This is a genomic window from Rhodococcus sp. P3_B8 (assembly GCF_056402775.1).
This window is the reverse complement of the sequence record NZ_JBFUGT010000008.1, coordinates 57,560-78,430: the sequence shown is the minus strand read 5'-3', so window position 1 is coordinate 78,430 and position 20,871 is coordinate 57,560. Positions and strand designations below refer to the sequence as shown.

The 20,871-nt window shown below is 66.5% G+C and carries 18 protein-coding genes; 3 read left to right on the top strand and 15 right to left on the bottom strand.

The window, feature by feature from the left end; translation table 11 throughout:
- Positions 1-108 precede the first annotated feature (108 nt).
- From ahpF to AC1D1G_RS05565, 5 genes are all read right to left on the bottom strand, one after another.
- On the bottom strand, positions 109-1,701 hold the full coding sequence (gene ahpF, locus AC1D1G_RS05585) for an alkyl hydroperoxide reductase subunit F (protein WP_280779548.1): 1,593 nt from the start codon (positions 1,699-1,701) through the stop codon (positions 109-111).
- Positions 1,702-1,876: 175 nt separating this feature from the next.
- A complete protein-coding gene (ahpC, locus tag AC1D1G_RS05580; RefSeq protein ID WP_105420263.1) occupies positions 1,877-2,440 on the bottom strand; it encodes an alkyl hydroperoxide reductase subunit C in 564 nt (187 codons plus the stop codon).
- A 214-nt stretch (positions 2,441-2,654) separates the two neighbouring features.
- Positions 2,655-4,154, bottom strand: coding sequence for a tetratricopeptide repeat protein (locus tag AC1D1G_RS05575; protein WP_477951461.1), 1,500 nt, complete (start codon positions 4,152-4,154; stop codon positions 2,655-2,657).
- 13 nt (positions 4,155-4,167) lie between these two features.
- Entirely contained in the window at positions 4,168-5,199 is a 1,032-nt protein-coding gene (locus tag AC1D1G_RS05570) for a hypothetical protein (protein ID WP_317569435.1), read from the bottom strand.
- Complete coding sequence (locus AC1D1G_RS05565) at positions 5,196-6,521, bottom strand: hypothetical protein (RefSeq protein WP_477951501.1); 1,326 nt, start codon at positions 6,519-6,521, stop codon at positions 5,196-5,198. Before AC1D1G_RS05565 ends, AC1D1G_RS05570 begins: the two co-directional genes overlap by 4 nt.
- 208 nt (positions 6,522-6,729) lie before the next feature.
- Here AC1D1G_RS05565 and AC1D1G_RS05560 point away from each other — a divergent pair, with 208 nt between their 5' ends.
- Both AC1D1G_RS05560 and AC1D1G_RS05555 read left to right on the top strand, forming a co-directional pair.
- Positions 6,730-7,272 (top strand): lipoprotein LpqH, encoded by a 543-nt coding sequence (locus tag AC1D1G_RS05560; protein WP_477951460.1) that lies wholly within the window; start codon positions 6,730-6,732, stop codon positions 7,270-7,272.
- A 96-nt stretch (positions 7,273-7,368) separates the two neighbouring features.
- Positions 7,369-8,172: a hypothetical protein gene (locus AC1D1G_RS05555; RefSeq protein WP_477951459.1), complete on the top strand. Its 804-nt coding sequence runs from the start codon at positions 7,369-7,371 to the stop codon at positions 8,170-8,172.
- 9 nt (positions 8,173-8,181) lie between these two features.
- Here the strand turns inward: AC1D1G_RS05555 and AC1D1G_RS05550 are convergent, their stop codons facing one another.
- Positions 8,182-8,616: a MarR family winged helix-turn-helix transcriptional regulator gene (locus AC1D1G_RS05550; protein WP_283351095.1), complete on the bottom strand. Its 435-nt coding sequence runs from the start codon at positions 8,614-8,616 to the stop codon at positions 8,182-8,184.
- A 99-nt stretch (positions 8,617-8,715) separates the two neighbouring features.
- Here AC1D1G_RS05550 and AC1D1G_RS05545 point away from each other — a divergent pair, with 99 nt between their 5' ends.
- A complete protein-coding gene (locus AC1D1G_RS05545) occupies positions 8,716-10,857 on the top strand; it encodes an MMPL family transporter (RefSeq protein ID WP_477951458.1) in 2,142 nt (713 codons plus the stop codon).
- 473 nt (positions 10,858-11,330) lie between these two features.
- On the opposite strand, the gene AC1D1G_RS05540 is transcribed toward AC1D1G_RS05545, so the two are convergent.
- The 9 genes from AC1D1G_RS05540 to AC1D1G_RS05500 all read right to left on the bottom strand — a co-directional run bounded on the left by AC1D1G_RS05540 (position 11,331) and on the right by AC1D1G_RS05500 (position 20,830).
- Positions 11,331-12,155 carry a tryptophan-rich sensory protein gene (locus AC1D1G_RS05540; RefSeq protein ID WP_317569439.1) on the bottom strand — a complete coding sequence of 275 codons (825 nt, stop codon included), beginning with the start codon at positions 12,153-12,155 and terminating at the stop codon, positions 11,331-11,333.
- Positions 12,156-12,283: 128 nt separating this feature from the next.
- Positions 12,284-12,622 (bottom strand): WhiB family transcriptional regulator, encoded by a 339-nt coding sequence (locus AC1D1G_RS05535; RefSeq protein WP_317569440.1) that lies wholly within the window; start codon positions 12,620-12,622, stop codon positions 12,284-12,286.
- A gap of 694 nt (positions 12,623-13,316) precedes the next feature.
- Positions 13,317-14,183, bottom strand: a complete 867-nt coding sequence (locus tag AC1D1G_RS05530; RefSeq protein WP_283333100.1) for an SMP-30/gluconolactonase/LRE family protein — start codon at positions 14,181-14,183, stop codon at positions 13,317-13,319.
- Positions 14,184-14,195: 12 nt separating this feature from the next.
- Entirely contained in the window at positions 14,196-14,366 is a 171-nt protein-coding gene (locus AC1D1G_RS05525; RefSeq protein ID WP_477951500.1) for a Dabb family protein, read from the bottom strand.
- 138 nt (positions 14,367-14,504) lie between these two features.
- Entirely contained in the window at positions 14,505-16,136 is a 1,632-nt protein-coding gene (locus tag AC1D1G_RS05520; protein WP_477951457.1) for a flavin-containing monooxygenase, read from the bottom strand.
- A gap of 45 nt (positions 16,137-16,181) precedes the next feature.
- Positions 16,182-17,798, bottom strand: coding sequence for an AMP-binding protein (locus AC1D1G_RS05515; protein WP_477951456.1), 1,617 nt, complete (start codon positions 17,796-17,798; stop codon positions 16,182-16,184).
- Positions 17,795-18,868, bottom strand: a complete 1,074-nt coding sequence (locus tag AC1D1G_RS05510; RefSeq protein ID WP_283333096.1) for an acyl-CoA dehydrogenase family protein — start codon at positions 18,866-18,868, stop codon at positions 17,795-17,797. Before AC1D1G_RS05510 ends, AC1D1G_RS05515 begins: the two co-directional genes overlap by 4 nt.
- A 2-nt stretch (positions 18,869-18,870) precedes the next feature.
- Entirely contained in the window at positions 18,871-20,037 is a 1,167-nt protein-coding gene (locus AC1D1G_RS05505; protein ID WP_317569501.1) for an acyl-CoA dehydrogenase family protein, read from the bottom strand.
- A gap of 19 nt (positions 20,038-20,056) precedes the next feature.
- The gene (locus tag AC1D1G_RS05500) at positions 20,057-20,830 is read right to left on the bottom strand and encodes an enoyl-CoA hydratase-related protein (protein ID WP_005264718.1); all 774 of its coding nucleotides are present in this window, start codon (positions 20,828-20,830) and stop codon (positions 20,057-20,059) included.
- Between the last annotated feature and the right edge of the window lie 41 nt (positions 20,831-20,871).

Sequence of the window (20,871 nt, the reverse complement as noted above, 5' to 3'; positions counted from 1 at the left end):
TTCCCTACCCACCCGGGCGGTGGTGTGCGTACCGGGCACCCGGGTCGATCCGAAAGCCGAAAGCCGTGCCTGCACGGATGCAGGCACGGCTCGTCGACCTCGGCCGAACTACGCGATCGTTGCGGCGGTGGACTCCTCGGCGGGTACACCCGTCCGGATGAGCCGATCGAATGCGCTCAGCGCTGCCGTTGCTCCGGCACCGGCGGCGATCACGATCTGCTTGTACGGCACGGTGGTGCAGTCGCCGGCAGCGAACACGCCGGGCACCGACGTCTGGCCGCGGTCGTCGATCGCGATCTCGCCGCGGTCGGACAACTCGACCGACCCGGCCAGCCACTCGGTGTTGGGCAGGAGGCCGATCTGGACGAAGACACCCTCGATGTCGAGCGTGTGCGAGGTGTCGGTCGTGCGGTCCTGGTAGGTCAGGCCGGTGACCTTGTTGCCGTCCCCGAGGACCTCCGTCGTGAGCGTGCTCAGGAGGATGTCGGCGTTCGGGAGGCTGCGCAGCTTGCGCTGCAGCACCTCGTCGGCGCGGAGCACCGAGTCGAACTCGACGAGCGTGACGTGCTCGACGAGTCCCGCGAGATCGATTGCGGCCTCGACGCCGGAGTTACCGCCACCGATCACTGCGACGCGCTTGCCCTTGAACAGCGGTCCGTCGCAGTGCGGGCAGTAGGTAACACCCTTGTTCCGGTACGCGTCCTCGCCGGGCACGTTCATCGAGCGCCACCGCGCACCCGTCGACAGGATCACGGTGCGCGCGAGAAGAGAAGCACCGCTTTCCAGTTCGATCTCGACGAGGCCGTTCTCGGTGGGGGCAGGGACGAGCTTCGCGGCCCGCTGCGTGTTCATGATGTCGACGCCGTACTGACGGACGTGATTCTCGAGCGCCGACCCGAACTGGGGTCCCTCGGTGTAGGGAACGGAGATGAAGTTCTCGATCGCCATGGTGTCGAGCACCTGACCGCCGAAGCGCTCGGCGGCGATGCCGGTGCGAATTCCCTTGCGCGCGGCGTACACCGCGGCCGCGGCGCCGGACGGGCCGCCTCCGACGACGAGCACGTCGAAGGGATCCTTCTGCGCGATCGCGGCGGCGGCGCGGTCGGCGGCGCCGACGTCGAGCTTGCCGACGATTTCCTCCAGGCTCATCCGGCCGGAGCCGAAGAGCTCGCCGTTGAGGAAGACCGTCGGGACAGCCATGATCTGGCGGCCGTCGACCTCGTCCTGGAACAGGGCGCCGTCGATCGCGACGTGGCTGATGCGCGGATTGAGCACGCACATCAGATTCAGGGCCTGCACCACGTCGGGGCAGTTCTGGCAGGACAGCGAGAAGTAGGTCTCGAAGTGGAAGTCGCCGTCGAGGTCGCGGACCTGCTCGAGCAGTTCGGGTGCCTCCTTCGACGGGTGGCCGCCGACCTGGAGCAAAGCGAGTGCGAGCGAGGTGAACTCGTGGCCGAGCGGGATGCCCGCGAAGCGGACCTCGATGTCGGTTCCGCTGCGGCGGACCGCGAACGACGGGCGTCGCGTGTCGTCGTCGCGGCGTTCGTAGGTGATCTTCTCCGACATCGCCGCGATCTGGGTGAGCAGTTCGGCGAGTTCGACCGACTTGGGTCCGTCGTCGAGTGAGGACACGAGCTCGATCGGCAGGGTCAGCTTTTCGAGCAGGGACTTCAGTTGGCCGGCAAGCGAGGCTTCGAGCATGAGGATCTACTCCATCGGTCGGGAGGACAAGGGGATCGGAAACCGGAAAATTCTGGTTCAGGTGGTCCGGAAGGTGTTGGTGCGACACCGATTGCCCCCACGGGAGCTGAGCACCGGGAACCGCCCGCACGGGCTCAGGGAACCTGAGCCCGTGCCTGCGGTACGACTGGCTGCGTCAGATCTTGCCGACGAGATCCAGCGACGGGGCGAGGGTCTCTTCGCCCTCTTCCCACTTGGCGGGGCAGACCTCGCCCGGGTGCGACCGGACGTACTGAGCGGCCTTGACCTTGCGAACGAGCTCGGCGGCATTGCGCCCGATGCCTTCTGCGGTGACCTCGGTGAACTGGATGACTCCGTCGGGGTCGACGAGGAAGGTGCCGCGGTCGGCCAATCCCTCGTTCTCGCGGAGGACCTCGAAGTTCCTGCTGATCTCCTGGGTCGGGTCACCGATCATGGCGTACTTGATCTTGCCGATGGTGTCGGACGATCCGTGCCACGCCTTGTGCGTGAAGTGCGTGTCGGTGGACACCGAGAAGACCTCGACGCCGAGGCGCTGCAGTTCCTCGTGGTGGTCGGCGAGGTCGCCGAGTTCCGTCGGGCAGACGAAGGTGAAGTCGGCCGGGTAGAAGTAGAAGACCGCCCACTTGTCCTTGATGTCGTCCGCGGACACGGTGATGAACGCGCCGTCCTTGAAAGCGTTCGCGGCGAAGGGCTTGATCTGCGTGTTGATCAGGGCCATGGAAACCTCTATTCGGGGAGACGGGGAAGCCGACAGCGACGAGGCTATCCAGCAGATTGGAATAGGTCCAATCTATGAGACCTATTCCATAGATTGGGTGGGGCTATCAATGGTCGCAGAATCGGCAGCGTTGCAGGTCAGTGCCGCACTCCACCCACACCACCCGGGGTGGTCGCCGGACGTGCAGTGTGACGACCATGACACCTGGGAGAGGTCACCATGCAGGCACCACCCGGCTGTCCCGGACCGCGCGCCGATAGCGTTCCTCGGCGACCGCGATCGAGTTGTCCAGCGCAATTCGCCCATCCGACGTCAAGGCGAGCCGTGGGGGAAGGGGCACCGGCAGACCGGCGCCGGCCGCGACTCCGGCCAATGCGGCGCCGAGCAGGAACGACCCCTCGGTGTCGGTCGTGCCTGCCGGGGGAAGGTCCGGCAACTGCAGGGGGAGCCGCGCCGGGATGCGGTGCCCGGCCCGGCCGACGTCCACCGTCGTCCCCGCGCACTGCGCCTCGACGAGATCGGCCACCAGGCGCGCGTCACCAGACGCGGAGGCGAGGCGGAACGCCAATTGCAGCGCCGGATCGGCGATCTCGCGGTTCCACTGCTCGCGCTGACGCCCGTTCGGGAGTGTGCACCGCACGGCGTCGATGGCGATCGCCGCGGGCACCGCGAGCGCGGTGGCTCGTGCCCGCACCGCGCTGTCGGGGGTGCCGGACGCCGCGAGCGCGGATTCGAGGAGGGCTGCGTGCCAGAAGTCGACCTGCGCGCAGTGCAGCCCGAGCCCCAGCCCGCGGTACGTGTCGAACGCGGCGGCGAGCAGTGTCTCTCCCTCGTCGGGTCGCCCTTCACCGAAGGCGACGGTGGCGAGGCGGGTCTCGACGTCCGCGGCGTCGAGTACCGCTCCGGAACTCCGGAAGTAGTCGAGACTGCGGCGATAGAGTGTCGACGCGCGTTCGGTGTCGCCGCGGCCCTCGGCGAGGAAGGCCAGCACCTTCGACCCGATTCCCGCCCGGTGGCCGATCCCGGCGCGCTCGAAATATGTCTGGCTCGACAGCAGCAGCGGTTCGGCATCGTCGGGCCGCCCCGAGCGGACGTGCATGATGCCCAGGTTCTGCTGCGTTTCGGCGACCGCGTTGACGTCGCCCGCCGTCTCGAACGCGTCGAGCGCCTGGCCGGCGAAGTCGTCGGAAAGGTCGAAGCGCCCGGTCTCGAAATGGATGGCGGCCAGGTTCATGAGCGGGTGGCCCGCCAGCGCGGGGGCGAAACGCACCGCCGCGTCGAGGGACTCGGTGGCGATGTCGGCCGCGTGCGCCCACTGCTGCCGGTGCATCGCGACCGCGGTCAGTGACAGCAGGCACGCGACGCGCAGGTCGCCCTGATCGTCGGCTGCCGCGAGCAGTCCCCGCGCCTGCTCGAGAGCGTCCTGCGCGCCGTCGAGGTCGCCGAGGTGCTGCAAGGCCTGCGACAGGTTGACCAGCGCCGCGGGGCGCATCCGGATCGCGTCGGCCGGCATCGCCGCGAGGGCTTCCCGGTAGAGGTCGACGGCCGTCACATGATCGCCCAGTTCGTCGGACATGCTGGCCGCGTTGATGATCGCGCTCGTCCGCAGATCGCCGGTGGTCGAGCGGGCGACCCGCTCGAATGTCCGGAGTGCCTCGGCGACGTCTCCGCGGGAGTACGCGGCCGCGCCGGCCGCGAGGAGGTCACGCCCCATCTGTTCTCCCACGTCAGAAGTCCGAATCCGAGACGGCCGCCGCTATCTCGGCGAGCAGGGGCGCATCCGGCCCGTCGTCGGGTGCCGTCTCCGCAGCCCGGCGTAATCGCCGGTGGACCAGGGCCCGAACGCGCTCCCGGGCCTCCGGGCCTCCGTCGTCGGCGTGACCGTTCACGCCGAACCCGGGCAGGTGCACGTCCACGGACACCCCCGATTCCGAGCCCGGTGGTGCGGCCGACTCGCCGGACCACGCATCCCCCGACAGCTGAAGCGCCACGTCAGCGGTGCCCGATGCGGTGCCGATCAGCGCGTGTGGACGCACATGCGCCGGCACGGGTTCGGAAAGGCCCGGTGCCGCAACCACACTCACCCGTACGGTCGTGTTCCCGGCGGCGCGCACCACCTCCCACGACACCGCACGCTCGGACGCGTCGACGAGCCCGGGTGGGTACCGGCGCCAGTCGGATCCGGTGGTACCGCGCGCCAGGACGAGCGTGCTCGGCAGCGTCGCGGCCGCCGCGCCGGCCGCGAGGGCGTAGTCGTCAGCCCGGCCGGGCCGGTCGGCGAGCGCCGGGCCCGTCGGCACGACGGCATCGTCTCCGTCGACGAGTAGATCGCATTCCTCGACGAGGGTGGCGATCTCGCCGTTCAACAGCCCCTCGTCGAGCGGGGGGATGGCGTCGATCGTCGAGGCCGGCCACCACCGCGCCGCCCAGTGCGCGTACGCGAGTCGCCTCGCACCGGCGGCCACCCGCGGTCGCGCCGGCTCGACCGTGACGTCGCGCCCGGAGCCGGCGGCCACGGCGAGCGCGACTTCCTCGCCGAACACGGCCCACACCCAGTTCTGCGCCGACGCGACGTCGTCGAGCACCCCGACCGGGACCGGGTGGTCGGCGAGCACACTCCACGACAGGTGCCCGCCCAGCACTTCCAGCACTGCCACGTCGATGCCTGCGGCGTCGTCCAGGACACTCGGTGCGTCATCGCGGGCGATGACCCATACCCCGTCGGGCGCGCGCTCGATCCGCACCGTGCCGGGAGTCAACTCGCCCTCGATTCGGGAGCGACCGCCGCATCCGTCCGCGAATTTGCACTGAGCGCCTGCTTGACCCGCATGCGGTGGTCGAGGATCACCGATCGCGTCACCCCGTCGAGGAGGTCCCAGAGCTCGTCCGGTTCGTGGACCGAGAACTCGCGCACGTCGCGGCCGTGGAGGCGGACCCACAGGCGACGAAGGTAGGGCCGCCACGGCTCGAGGAGTTCGGCGGCGATGGCCGTCAGCGGATTCGCTTCGGGCAGCGACGCGGCGTCGGCGCTCACCGTGAGGCGGCGTGCCTGCAGGACGTACGCCTCCCGTTGCCAGCGGCCGTTGATCACCCGGACGGCGGTGGTGTCCGTGCCCGCTGGAGAGGGCGCGGTACCGATCGGACTGAGACCGGTCGCCAGCGCGGCGCCCGTCGTCGCCGCAACCCGCAGGGATTCGTCGAGAAGCGCCCAGGGCGAGCAACTTCGGGCGATCTCGGTGGTGACCAGTTCGTGGATCGGTGGCAGCTCCGCACGGTCGGTCGACGCGCGGAGCACCGTGAAGACGCGCTCGTAGACGGACCGGTCGAACGGGAGCCCGAGGGTCGACGTGGACGCCGACGCCCCCAGTCGCGGCGGCACGGGCACGGGATGCGCCGTCAGGCCGAGCCGGTGGGCCGAGACCTCGGTCGTCCAGAGCGCGATGCCGTGGTGGGTCCCCGCGTGCCCGGCGACCAGGCTGTCGAGCGCGTGCCGTCCGTCGTCACCGTCCTGCTCGAGGCGCGCGCCGGGACAGGTGTCGAGTACCACGTCGATCGCGTCGGCGTGGTCGACGGTGGCCGGGCCCGACAGCGGCCGCCGCCCCCACGCGACGTCGATCAGGGCGTTCAGCTCGCGTGCCCGTTCCGAGTTGGTGACGTGGGCCTTCAACGCCTGAGTGGTGCGGCCTGCGGCGACATCGTGCACGTCGCGCAACGTGTCCTCGGCGACGGATTCGCTCCGGAGCGGGTCGGGGGTGCCCGAACCGGTCGCGAGTTCGAAACAGCGCTGGAAATACAGGTCCTGGGGGTTGCCGTCCGTGATGCGCAGCGCCCGGCGAACCCGTTTGAGCAGCGTGAACCAGGCGGCGGTGGCGCGGAGCACGTCGGCGGAGGCGTGCACCCGGGTGGCGAGCAACTGCGCCCCGTCGGCCGTGACGATCGGACCGGCGCACAGCGGGTTCTGCACCGGGCGGATGACCAGCGGATCGAGGATCAGTTTCACGGTGCGGCTCAGGGGTCCGCCGTCCGGCCCACTGAGCGGTTCGACCCCGTCCAGCTCGCGCCACACCTCGTCGAGGACCATCGCTCGCGGTCGCCGAGCAGCCACTGAGCTCCTCGATGCCGTCCGCATTCGAGCAGGCTACCGCAGGGATGCCCGGTCGACGGGGCGACAAATCTGGGATCGGTAGGGCGCGAGACGTTCCTACCTTTCTCACATCGGCTCCAGTCCGCGAGCCGAAGGAATCGACGACGGGCGCCGAGCGCCCCTCACGAAACGTGAAGGACGGATCATGAACAAGATCGTTCGGACTCAGAAGCGCGTCTACACCGCCGGCATCGTGGCGGCGGCCGCTGTCGCCCTGCTCGTCTCGGGCTGCAGCGACACCGGTGACGGCAGCTCCGGCGGCGGAAGCTCCGAACAGTCCCCGGCCGCCGCGAACCCGGCGGGCGCGTCCTCGGCCGCGGTCGACGGAAAGGCACTGGAAGCCGACTTCGACGCCACCTGCGCCAAGCACGGCGACACCCTCGCGTTGGCGCTGGCAGACACCGCCAATGCGACGTACGGCGACCTGGCGGTCTCCGCGACCATCACCGGCGCGGACACCGTGCAGGCCGTCGGAATCGCGGGCAGCAAGGGCGGGTCGAACGGCCTCCCGTACGCCCTCGGCTTCGGGCAGGGAATGCCCGGCGGATCCGCGACCGTCGTGAAGGACGGCGACACCTACACGATCAGCGGCGAAGGCGTCGGCGCGCCCGACATGAGCAACCCGACCGCGCCGAGTTCGTCGAAGTTCGACATCACGTTCGCATGCTCGACCGTCGTGGGCGGCTGAGCCGGCTCACCTGGGACGCGCGCGGAGTCGCGGCAGTCGAGTTCGCGCGCGTCCCACCCGTTCTTCCCCCCAGTTCAGGCACGGAGAGGACTCATCGTGAAGAAGATCGTGCGTACCGCCGCCCTGGTGTTTCTCGTCGGGTCGGTCGGCTACTACCTGTGGTACGGCCTCGGCGATCGGGGACGGTCGAACTACGGAATCGACGCCCTGTCGTGGGTCGGCCCGCAGATGATCTGGCCGATCGTCGCGGTCAGCGTGGTCGTGGTCTGTTTCGCCCTCACCGGCGACAGCGTGCTGGCGGCGTTCACCGGGCGCAACAGTGCCGCGTTCCGGCAGGGCGCCGTCGGGATCGGGACGGTGCGGTCGGTGCGCCAGACCGGCATGACGCTGAACGATCAACCGGAAGCCCGGATCGACCTCGGCGTCGAGGGCGCCGACGGCGAGACCTTCGAATCGCACGCCAGGATGATCGTGCCGCTCACCGAGTTGGCTCTTTTCCGCCCGGGTGTCGTTCTCCCCGTCCGATACCTGCCGGGCCGCACCGACAAGGTCGAGATCGACCGGTCGGGAGACACGTCGACGGCGCAGGACGCGTTGAACCGATCCATGATTCGTCAGGGGCTCACCACCCCGGGCAAGCTCGACATCGCGGCTCGCGGCGTTCCCGCGCAGGCGGTGGTGCAGTCGCTCAGTGTGCCCGGCGAGATCCGCAACGGGAATTCGAAGGTCGAACTCGGGCTGGCGGTCACCCGGCCCGACGGCACGACGTTCACCACCCGTGTCGAGAAGTTCCTGCCGCCGCGCAGCGTCGGGCACGTTCAGGTCGGCCGGGTGGTGACGGTCCATTATCTGCCGGGGAACGAGCGGGAGGTCGTCATCGCCCTGCCTGCGAACGTGTGACGACGACGATCAGTCCCGGGGCGGAAGTCCCAGCGACCGGACGAGGAGGAGGAGTTGTTCGCGCAGCGGCCCCACGTCGCCGACGGCGGCGGTGAGGGCCGCATCCTCCTTCTCCAGGGTCAGCAGGCGGCGGTAGATCGCGCGCCCCGGCTCGGTGATCGCGACCCGCTTGCGCCGCTCGTCGAGCGGGTCGGTTTCCCGGGTGACGTACCCGGCTCGTTCGAGGCGGTCGATGGTGCGGCTGATGGTCTGGTCCGTCACCCGCGAGGCCTTCGCGATGTCCCGCTGCGAGGCCGGCCGGTCGGCGATCGTGTGCAGGCAGATGAGGCCGGCGTGAGTCATGTTCTGTGACCGGAGAATGTCCTCCCACGAGTGCTCGACCAGCCGCGCAGCCGTGGACAACAGCCGTCCGGTGGGCCACTCGTCCATGCCGTCGCTCGTCATTTCTTCGCCTCCATTTGCAATTTGCTCAGCAGGCTGAACAAAATAGGAACATCGCAATCCGGACATCCGGTCGTCGAACCGTCCAGCATTGGAGAGCACGTGACCACAACTGCCCGCCCGCGCCCGGTTCGTCGCCTGCGGTGGATTCTGCCAGCCCTGCTGGTGATCGTCTGGCTGGCCGTCGGCGGTTTCGGTGGTCCGTTCGCCGGTAAACTCTCCTCGGTCCAGCAGAACGACAGCACGTCGTTCCTGCCCGCGTCCGCCGAGGCCACGGAGGTCTCGGCGCTGCAGAAGGGTTTCACCGACACGCAGTTCGTGCCGGCGATCGTCGTCGCCGAACGGGCGTCGGGGATCACCGCGTCCGACACCGAGTTCCTCGCCGGCACCGCGAACTCCTTCGCCGGTTCGGAGGGATTCGGTGACGAGGTGTCGCCGCCGATCCCGTCCGCCGACGGCCGGGCGCTGCAGATGTTCGTGCCCGTCGACAGCGCCGGCGAGGTCGGCGACAGTGTCACGGAACTCCGGGACGCGCTCGGCGCCGCACCGGACGGTCTCACCGTCCTCGTCACCGGGCCCGCCGGTCAGGTAGCGGATCTGTCCGCGGCGTTCGCGGGGATCGACGGACTGCTGCTCCTGGTGGCGGGTGTCGTCGTGATCCTCATCCTCATCGTCGTCTACCGCAGCCCGATCCTCCCGTTCGCGGTGATCACCTCCGCCGTCTTCGCGCTGGGACTGTCGAGTCTCCTCGTGTACCTGCTCGCCGACACCGGTGTGATCGCGCTGAACGGTCAGAGCCAGGGGATCCTGTTCATCCTGGTCTTCGGTGCCGCGACCGACTACGCACTGCTGCTCGTGTCCCGCTACCGCGAGGAACTGCGGATCGAGCAGGACAAGTACCGTGCCGTGCGGACCGCGTGGCGGGCGACGCTCGAACCCGTCGCCGCCTCCGCGGGCACCGTCATCGCCGGCGTGCTGTGCCTGCTGCTGTCCGATCTCAACTCCAACCGCGGACTCGGGCCGGTGGCGGCCATCGGTATCGCGGCGTCCTTCGTCGCGTCCATGACGTACCTCCCCGCGGTGCTCGTGCTCCTCGGCCGGACGGCGTACTGGCCGAGCAGGCCCGCCTTCGACGCGCGGCACGCCGAGAAGGACGAGGCCGCCGACCACAAGTTCTGGGCCGCGCTCGCGGCACGGATCGGTGCGCACCCGCGCCGTTTCTGGGTGGCGTCGAGCCTGGTGCTGGTGCTCTTCGCGCTCCTGATGCCCCAGTTCGAGGCGAGTGGGGTCGCGGAGTCCGAGACGTTCCTGCTCGACGTCGATTCCGTTGCGGGCCAGCAGATCCTCGGTGATCACTTCGACGCCGGCTCCGGTTCGCCGGCGGTGATCATCGCGAACGAGGGCTCCCGCGAAGTGGTAGCCGACGCTGCCCGGATCGACGGGGTCGGCGACATCACCGTTCTGTCGGCCCCCGGCACGCAGGACCCACTGGTGGTGGACGGCCGGGTGGCGATCGAAGCCACCCTGACCGATCCGGCCGATTCCCTCGCGGCCGAGGACACCATCGTCCGCCTGCATGAGGCCGTCCACCCGATCGACGGCGCCGACGCCCTGGTCGGCGGCACCACCGCCACGGACCTCGACACCAAGACCACGTCGACGCGTGACCGCACCCTGATCATCCCCGTCGTGATCCTCGTGGTGTTCGCGATCCTGTGCCTGCTGCTGCGTTCGCTACTCGCGCCGCTGCTGCTGATGGGAACGGTGGTCCTGTCCTTCGCTGCGACGCTGGGCATCTCGTCGTTGGTCTTCGAGCACATCTTCGGGTTCCCGGGTGCCGATCCCGTCGTCCCGCTGTTCGCGTTCGTGTTCCTCGTCGCCCTCGGAATCGACTACAACATCTTCCTCATGACCCGGGTCCGGGAAGAGGCCCGGCGCATCGGAACCCGGCGCGGCGCGTTGCGCGGCCTGACCGTCACCGGCGGAGTGATCACGTCGGCGGGAGTGGTTCTGGCGGCGACCTTCTCGGCACTCGCCGTCATCCCGCTGATCTTCCTCGCACAGATCGCCTTCATCGTGGCGTTCGGCGTGCTCCTCGACGCACTCCTCGTGCGGTCACTCCTGGTGCCCGCCCTCACCGTCGACATCGGGCAGAAGATCTGGTGGCCGAGCAAGCTCGCCTCGGCACCGGAGCCCGACGAGAACGTCTCTGCGGAGACGGAATTGGATTCGAGTCGTACGTGAGCGCGCTCGGCGAATGTCGCAAGCGTGATGCCTGCCTGTTCGCTCATGGTCGCGCAGCCGAGCCTGGCTCGATTAACGGCACAGCGGGACTGCGCGGTACAACTCGAATGTCGGTGCAGTCAGTAGGGACGCGACCACGGCCGGTGATCGTCTGGAGGTCCAGTTCTGCGACCCGGGCACGACCTCGGCCGCCGATCCGGCCCGTCCTGGCCTACCTCGACGAGGTGACGGCCGTGGCGGAAGCGGGATGCGTGAGGTCGCTTCTCGAGCTCGAGAGTTATCGTCCCCTGGTTGGTTGACCTCCGCACAGGACGACTTCGTTCTCGTCGGGGACGTTCCATGTTCGGCGTCGGTAGACCAGTGTTTCGAGGAGAAGATGCGGGCGCAGTTGTGGGCGGCCAGGACGGGTGTGATCGGGGGAATCTGTCGGCCACTGCGGATCGCTCGTGGTCGACCTGCCAAGCACTACGCGATTACGGGTTCGTGACCGTGGGCTCGCCGGAACGTGCGCGGGGTAGCCGGGCGATCGCGGTGGCGACGATGGCCAGCGCGGCGGCCGTCAGCGCGGCGATGGCGGCGGGCTGTGAGGTGGAACCGTCGCCGGTGGTCCGCGCGACGGCGATCCATACGAGCCCCCAGACGATGGCTGCTGTGACGGTGAAGCGTCCGTGACCGGCGACGGCAAGGACCACGGCGACCACGGCGACTACGGTGAGGACGAGCACGGCCCAGGTATCGGCCCCGAGAGCGAACGGATCGATCTCGGCGGCGGCCAGGGCGGCAGCGATGTTGGCGACCACCGCGACACACACCCATCCGAGGTACACGAACGCGGTGGCGTCGACCACGATCGCCTCGACACGACTGGACGGCTTCATGTTGGTCAGGATGTCGAACACGACAACCAGCACTGCGAGTAACGCGAGAATGGTCAGGACGCTGAGCCACAGCAGTTCGAACTGCACGCAGACTATCCACGCCGCGTTCAGGATCATCGCCGCGGCGAGCCACCACCCGGCGCGGCGTTGCCGAGGATCGGTGCGGTGCGCGGGCAGTGCCTGCCAGATCGCGAGCGCGAGGAACCCGAGGTAGATCAGGGTCCAGATGGAGAAGGCGGGCCCGCCGGGGGCCACTGCGGTGGCGTCGGCGGCGAGGGCGCCGTCGGCGACCTGGGAGATCGGGGTTCCCACCAGCGCCCCTGAGCCGATGATCGAACCCACGACCGCCACCACCGCGGAGAGGATCACGACGAGCACACGGGCCTCGTCGTTCGGGGATGATTCGATCGATCCGCTCATGGTTACTCCTTTGCGGGAGAACGTCCGTTGTCGACGATAGGGACTTCAGGAGTGCCGTCGGCCGGTTTGTGGAGAGACGTTCGCAGGTTCCGGTGCGGAGCCGTGCCGGGGTATCGATGTCGTGTTCGTCACGTGCGCGAGCAGGGAGAGCGGTGGTGGTGTGGTGCCGGAGCGTGTGTGGCGTCGCGGCGGCGGGCCGGGACGCGGGTGCGTCGGGTGTGGCGGGTGCGCTCGGTTTCGGACATGCCACCCCAGATGCCGTAGGTCTCGGTGGCGGTGAGGGCGTGGGCTCGGCACCGTTCGAGTACGGGGCAGTCCTGGCAGATCTGTTTGGCGGCGCGCTCACGTCGGGCGCGGTCGTGGCCGCGTTCACCGTCGGGGGAGAAGAACAGGTTGGTGTCGGTGCCGCGGCAGGACGCGCGGTGTTGCCAGTCCCGGTCGGGGGAGTGGTGGAAATGATCAGGCACAGCGGGGTGGGTCGCTTTCGGAGGGGACCGGTGGGCCGATCCGTCGGTATGGGCGGAGCGTGCGTGGCTGGCGGGCCTGGGCTTGTTGCCGCCTCCCGGGAAACAACCACGGCGTAGTGCTTTTCATCCGAAGGTGTTGTGCGACAAGACCCCTCGACACATCGCGGTGTCACTTCTGATGCCCGGGAGGCGGCGGTCGGGTAGCGGTAGCGACAGACCTGGGTCCGGGACTGTGATCGGCGGGCACCACGTCCGCAGGTCGTGTCGGTGCATTTGATGCCTGGGCTCGACATCGGTGGGACCGGGACGAACCCGGATGATCCACACTCGATCACCTCTGACGAGGTGGTAAACGGTGTGCAATTGATGGTAGCGACACCGCGAACGTTACCGAAGGGTATCGCTCGAAAGTAACTGGCATCACATCCGCCGTCTCGTTCTGTAGCGTCGTCGGCGACCGGTGTGGGAGCCTGATCCGCCACGTCCGGGATCGAGATGTTGCCTGACTGGCCGGACGGAAATCCGGCGCTTCTCCGGCGGTGTTCGAGGGCAGACATCGGGCGACGGCGTCGGTGGATACCCGACGAGAGGGCTTCGGGCGGGTCGGCGTGAGCGGCATCGGCGGTCGAAAAGATCGCCCGCGATGAACCGGCCTTCTGTGACGATCGTGGTGTTCACGCCTGTCTCCTCACGTTCAGATGGACGCCGGAACTCCGGTGCGCCCGACCTGCGCGACGGCCACATGAGCGGTCGAGCGTCCTTCGTGAAACTCTTCGAGCGTTGTTGTGTTGCAGCAGAGGTAGAGGGTGTCGAGGTTCTCTCCGCCGAAGGCGCACGCCACTGCCCACGTGTCGGTGACCTCGACCTTATCGGTGATCTGGCCGCCTTCGACGACCCGATAGAAGCCACTGTCGGCGCCGAGGGTCAAGGCGTTCCCGAACCAGAGGCCGCCGTCACTATCGAGGGCGATGCCATCGGGATGAAACGATTCGTCGAGCTGCGCCCATACTCGGTGGTTGGTCAGACCGCCATCTTCCGCCATGTCGAACGCGCTGATGCGGTGCGGGAAGGTTTCCGCGACCAGCAGGGTGCCACGGGGGGTACGTGCGCAGCCGTTGGGGAAGATCAGATCTCCAGGAACCTGCGAGACGCTGCCGTCGGCCCGGATGTGAACGAGGTGAGTCGGCTTCGGATCCTCTTCACCGAGCGCGAATCCGAAATTGCCGGCATAAGCGTCGCCCGCCGGTGACACATACAGGTCGTTGCCGATCCCTCCAGCCAGTGCGCTGAAGTCGGCATACTGCTCGAGCTTGCCGCCGGCGGTGATGCGATACACCGACCGCTCGTTTTGCGAGACGACAAGGGGGGTCCCGTCGGGTAGGAAACCGAGTCCGGACGGTCGACCGGGCACTTTGGTTATCGGCGTTGCGGTGCCGTCCTCGGCGAAGGTGAGCACCTGTTCGCTGAAAAAGTCGCTGGCCCAGAATTTTCCGTCATGCCAGCGAGGTGCCTCGAGAAACTGATGCCCGGTCGAGAATACTGTGGGTTGGTAGGTAGCCATCGCGTGAACTCCTTAGTCCGTGCGGGTTGAGGTACTGGACTGGGTCAGCTCCTTGCGGAGAGGGTGGTCGAGATACTGCTGGAAGTCGGCTTCGTCCTGGAAATGGGCAACCAGTGCGTATCTGACGTTGTTCGGTCGCTTTCCGAGGTCGATACCGTGTCGGACATTGCGCGCGTACGGTATTTGGTCGCCGAAAAATTCGAAATTCTTTTGGAATTCGTCGATTTAACTGGTCGAGATGGACGGCTGTGAAGGTGAATGTCACGACATGCATGAGCATGTCGACCCTCGGGTTCCGATCGGGTGTCTGGTCAGGTGAGTTCAGACGAGTTCGAACTGCTCCTGATATCCACCGGCAGCAGCCTTCTCGAGGATCTCGAGGTATACCGAAAGACCGCCGGGATACATGAGCATTTCGACGGTTTTGCCGGGCACGTTGGCGCCCATGTACCAAGACTTGGCCAGCGGGAACAGGGTGGCCGAGGTCAGCTCTGCGATATGCGCACCCCAATATTGCTGGGCTTCCGGCTTGGCCTCGATACGGGTGTAGCCGTTGTTCCGCATGTGCTCGACGATCTGGATCAGATGTTCGCCTTCAAGTTCGGCGCATGTCGGACCATTGCAGAATGCGTTCGGGCTCTGGGGTCCGTAGACGTACAGGAGATTCGGGAAGCCCACTGTCGCCTTGCCTAGTGCTGTACGGCTGCCGCCGCGGAACACCTCCTCGAAGGTTTCATTTCTGGTGCCGCGAATATCGATGGCAGTCAAGCCTCCGGTGACCGAGTCGAAGCCGGTGGCCAGCACGATGACATCGACTTCGTGTCGGGTACCGTCCGCGGTGACGATGGCGTCACTGGTAACCTCCCGGATCGGATCGGCAGAGGTATCGACGAGCTTGACATTGTCACGGCACAGGCTCTCGAAGTAGTTCTGCTCCAGGGAGACACGCTTGACGCCCCACGGATGGATCGGCTCGGTCGGTGCAAGCAGTTCCACCAGCTCCGGCCTGGTGATACGTTGACGTGTCTTGTCCCGCCAGAACGCGTACAGGATGTCGTTGTCGTCCTTGTCGAACAGGACATTCAGGAAGCCACCCAGCCAGGGCTGCAGTCCACCGTTGGTCCAGAGTTCCTCGAGTATTTCGTTGCGACGTTCCTCGGTCAGATCCTGGATGTTCTCTTTGAGGAAGTCATAATCGAAACCGGCCCAGGTGTTCTTGCGATTGGCGAATCGCTCCGGGTAGGTCTTCTTCATCTCGGCATTGTCCGCCTCGCCAAGCGCCCGCTGATTCATCGGAAGCGCGGTGTTGGGGGTGCGCTGGAACACCGTCAGATGATCTGCGACCTTCGAGGCCTCCTGGATTACCTGGATGCCGCTGGCTCCGGTGCCGATGACGGCGACCCGCTTGCCCGCAAGGTCGTAGCCCTCCAGTGGCCAGCGTGCTGTGTGGAAGCAGTCGCCCCCGAACTTCTCGAGGCCAGGGATGTTGGGGAAGAGGGGCTTGGAGCCGGCACCGAGACACATGATCACGAACCGCGCCTGGGTGGTGAATTCCTCACCGGTGCGCTCGTTGCGGGAGACCAATGTCCACGTATGGGTTTCTTCATCGAATCGGCCTGCCAGGACACGGGTCTCGTAGCGGACGTCTTTGCTCAGGTCGAGCTTCTCGTCGACGTATTCGAAGTAGCGAACCAGCTCGTCACGACCGGGGTACATCTCGCTCCAGTTCCAGTCGCGCCAGAGCTCTTCACGCGAGAACTGGTAGACCGGCGCCCAGGTATCGACGCGTGCCCCTGGATAGGAATTCCAATGCCAGACGCCGCCGAGTCCGGTGCCGGCTTCGTAGATCTTGACGTTGTAGCCGAGGGTGCGCAGCCGGTCGAGCTGGTAGACGCCGGAGAAGCCGCCGCCGATGACGAGGACGTCGAGCTCCTCGAGAAGTGTGGTGTTCACAGGATTTCCTTCCGGAAGGGGTACGAGGGAGATGGGGGAGCGCGATCAGACAGCGTTGTCGGAGGTCAGAGCGTCCCGGATTCGGTCACGCAGGACGAACTTTTGGATCTTGCCTGTCGCCGTCCGCGGTAGTTGTTCGACGACTTCGAGCCGCTCGGGCAGCTTCTGGGTAGCCAACCGATGTTCGCGCAGGAACGACGTGAGCTCGTCCAGCGCAGGTGGATGCGCCTGGTCGCTCGGTACCACATAGGCGCAGATGCGTTCGACCATGATCGGGTCGGGCATGCCGATCACCGCGATGTCGGCAATACCGGGATATTCGAAGAGCAGGTCTTCGATCTCCTTGGCGGAAATGTTCTCCCCGCCCCGGACGATGATGTCCTTACGCCGACCGGTGATCTGGATGTACCCGTCCTCGTCGATCACCGCCAGATCACCGGTCCGAAACCAGCCACCCGAGGCGAAGGCATCCGCATTGAGTCTCGAATCGAGGTATCCGGTGAACAGGTCAGGGCCACGAACCTGCAGGTCGCCGACCGCGCCCGGGGGGACCGGAGTGTCGTGCTCATCGACAGTCCTCGCTTCTGCGGACCCGATAGGACGCCCGTCTGTGGTGGCGCGCTTGTCCAGCGGATCGCTCGCGTTTCCGCCGGACAGAGTCGGGAATTCGGTCGATCCGTAGATGCGGGTCGCGGTGCAGCCCAGCTGCTCCTCGGCCTGCCGGATCAGTTCGGGGGGTACGTCGGCGCCACCGCAACCAAAAACCCGCAGGGCGATGTCGTACTCGGCGAGATCCGGGTGGTGTACCAGTCCGTGCAAGAAGGGTGTGGCACCGATGACGAACGTGCAGCGTCGGCGTTGCAGCAACTCCAGGCCGGCGCCGGGGTCCCAGATATCTTGGAACACGACATGGCTGCCGAGCATGAACGGCAACTGCAGTCCGTACAGAATTCCGGTGATGTGACCGACCGGTGAGGGCATGTACACGATGTCCTCGCCGGTTACATCGAAGAGTTCGATGATGCTCCGGTTCTCGTAATCCAGGCTCTCGTGGGTGTGTAGAGCACCCTTCGGATCGGAGGTGGTTCCGGACGTGTACAGAAGCAATGCGATATCGGTGCTGGCGTGCTCGACGGGATTGTCGAGTGGAGTTGCGCCCGAGAGGAGGTGGTCGAACTCGTTGTCGGAACCGCGAACGGTGATCACATGCTCGAGGTCGGGAAGCGTGGGCGCCAGCTCGTCGAACATCCCGCGGTGGTCGAAGGTGCGGAACATGCCGGGCACAAACGCGATACGCGCTCGCGACTGCTTCAGAATGAACTGCACTTCGCGATGTCGATAGATCGGGATGATCGGGGTGGAGACGGCGCCGATCCGCAGCGCGCCGTGATGTACGACGATCGCTTCGAGCCAGTTCGGCAACTGCCAGACCACCGAGTCGCCCGGCCGGATCCCACGCTCGAGTAGCACGCCGGCCAACCGGCGGATCATGGCGTCGAGTTCGGCATAACTGACCTGACGATCGCCATCGACCACAGCCAGCCGATCGGGGTGATGGTGTGCATACTCGGCCAGAGCAGAATCGATCGTGCTGTGGCTCCACTCGCCGCTGGTGAGGTAGCGGTCGCGGCGCGCGGAATCGGTGTGGGTTGCGGTGATCATCGGTCGACTCCGTCGGTCAGGCGCCGCGAACCGATGAGTGCGTGGAGTTCGTGCTCGTCCCCATACCAGGTCCGCAGGGCGAGGACGCGCCGGTAGTACCAGTGTAGGTCGTATTCGGTGGTGAAGCCGATCCCGCCATGCAACTGCAAGGCGTCCTCGACCACCTGTCGTCCGGCGCCGGCGGCATAAGCCTTGGCCGTCCACGTTGCCATCTCGATGTCGAAATCAACCTCAGCAGAGGCAATATCGGAAACCGTTGCCTCGCAGAGCGCCTCCATCGAGATGGCCGCCTGTGCCATCGACGCCGCAATGTGTTTCACGGCTTGGAAGGATCCGACGGGCTTGCCGAATTGCTGGCGCTGCGCGACGTACTCGACAGTTTTCTCGAGCATGCGGCGGGCGATACCACTGATTTCGCACGCGGTGAGAAGCCGGAACCAGGCCCGGATCTGTCGTAGGAGTGTGGCCGCTTCGATTCCGGTGGCGAGGATCTCGGCGTCGGCGACAGTTCGCGATGCGATCTCCAGGCGCACGTAATGCGATGTGGGATCAGAACTGGTGATCGGCGTGAGCACCAGCGCCGGGTCACTGCCCGGTAGGAGCAGCAGCGCCGGTCCGTCCGGGCCGTCGACTGCCAGTACCAGCGAGTCGGCCTCGCCGCCGAAGCGTACGAGTTCGATCGTTCCCTGGATCTGCCCCGATTCCATGTGCACGGAACCGATCGAGGATGCCCAGTCGAGGGTGACGGCAGGGTCGGCGAAGGCGACGAGCGAACCGTCGGGAATGTCGAGGTACGCCGGCAGGATCAGTTGCTCGACCAGGGGGCCGGGTACGAGCCGATCACCGACCAAGGCGATCAGACCGGCGACCGCGGTCAGGTCGATTCCTAGACCACCGCGGTTTTCGGGGCGGGTCAGCTCGGACCAGCCGAGGTCGTCGAGTTCGGCCATCAGCTCCGGGTCCCAGCCGCCGCCGCTGAGCAGGGCATGGCGGTAGTCGGATGTGACACGGCGGTCAAAGAATTCGCGGATCGGGGTGACGAGGTCCACGTCAGCTACGGTGAGAGTCATCATCAGCTCCTGGGTAGGCCGAGCAGTCGCTCGGCAACGATGTTGCGTTGGATCTGTGATGTACCGCCGTAGATCGATGCGGCACGCGAGAAGTAGTGATCGTGAATCAACTGCGCGGCGTTCAGCCCGAGAGGTTGTGATTCGGTGTCGAGGCGGAACGGTCCGAGGAGATCGGCGAGGGCGCGGCCGACCACCTGCTCTGCGTCGTTGAGGACGAGCTTGTCGATCGAGTCGAGCGGATGTGGTCCCTCTTCGTCGATCAGGCGTTGCACAGTTCGGCGGATCTGAGCATCCAACACCCGCAGCGCCACGTGTGACTCTCCGATGGCGGTGCTGATCCGACGATTGGTCGTCGATTCCAAGGAGGTGCCTCGTAGTCCGTCGATCGTCTTCTCGACACCCCAGCCGATCTCCACCTGTCGGCGCATTGCATAGTTGCCACGTTCCTGAGACAGGGTGTCGAGGGCAATTCGCCAGCCGTCGTTTTCCTTGCCGACCAGGTTGCCGACCGGGACTTCGACGTTGTCGAAGAAGACCTCACAGAATTCGGCATCGCCTGTCATCTGGACGAGTGGACGGACGGTGATTCCGGGGGAACTCATGTCGACGATGAGGTAGGAGATGCCGGCGTGCTTGGGTTCGGCGTCGGGGTCGGTGCGGCACAGCAATGCGCACCAACTGGCCTGATTGCCCCAACTGGTCCAGACCTTCTGTCCGTTGACGACGTACTTGTCCCCGTGGCGAAGAGCGCGGGTCCGCAGTGATGCGAGGTCGGAGCCGGCAGAGGGTTCGGAGAACCCCTGACACCAGATGTCTTCGCCCGCGAGCAGCGGTGGCAGAAAACGGGAGCGCTGCTCGGACGAACCGTACCGGTGGATCGAGGGGCCGACCACATCGAGGCCGATCAATCCGATCGGGGCGGGTGCATGAGCGCGCGCCAGCTCCTCGGAGAAGACTTGCTGGTGCCGCGCGGTGAGGCCACGTCCGCCCGCTTCACGTGACCATCCCAGCCCCATCCATCCGGCATCGAATAGTGTGCGCTGCCATCGACGAAGGACGTTGTACCGTTCCTCCAGCTCCAACGGCACGGTGGGGATCTCTGTTTCGGCAAGCCACCTCCGAGCCTCGCGCCGCAGATCGGCGATCTCGGTGATCTGCTCGACCGGCACAGGTGAAACAGCATTCATCTCAAGCTCCCGTGTAGGCCGGTGCGCGATGCTCGAAGAATGCTGCTACGGCCTCTTTGGCGTCTGAGTAAGCGGACAACTCGCCGGAAAGACCCTGCTCGAACTCGTAGCCGCCCTTGAGGTCCTGGTATTCGATCGCGTTGAGGCTGCGCTTGGCGAACCGCAACGTGACCGGCGAGTGCCGGACCATCTTGGCCGCCACGTCGTAGGCTACGTCGAGTAGCTGATCGGGATCGACGACTTTCAAGACGCCGCCCTGCTGCGCGAGTTCCTCGGCAGACAGCGGTTCGCCGGTGAGGTGCAGATAGCGGACCAACTGCTGCGGTACCAGGCGTGAGGCATGTTTGGCGCCGCCCATCACACCGACGTTGACCTCGGGAAGCGTGAAGGTGGCGCCCTTGGCTGCCACGACCAGATCACACGACGCTGCCAGGGCCAATCCGGTGCCCACGGCCACTCCGTGGACAGCTGCGATCACCGGCAACGGGCAATCGTAGATCGACCAGAACGCTTCACGGACCGCAAGCATGCGCTCACCGGCGTTTTCCGGCGTCATCGTCTGGAATTCGGTGAGATCGTTGCCGCCGCAGAAGTGCTTGCCGGCGCCGGTCAAGACGATCGCCCGAGCCTCGGGGAGGTACTCCTCCGTGTGGGTGAAGAACCACTTGATCTCTGCGTACATCTCGCGGGTGACCGCGTTGACCGGTGGGCGGGTAAGCCAGACCGTGCCTACCTTCTGATCGGTCTTCCATTGCAGAAATTGCAGATCCTTCATCGAGGTTCCTTTGTTCGAACGGGCGTAAGCAGGAGCTGTGA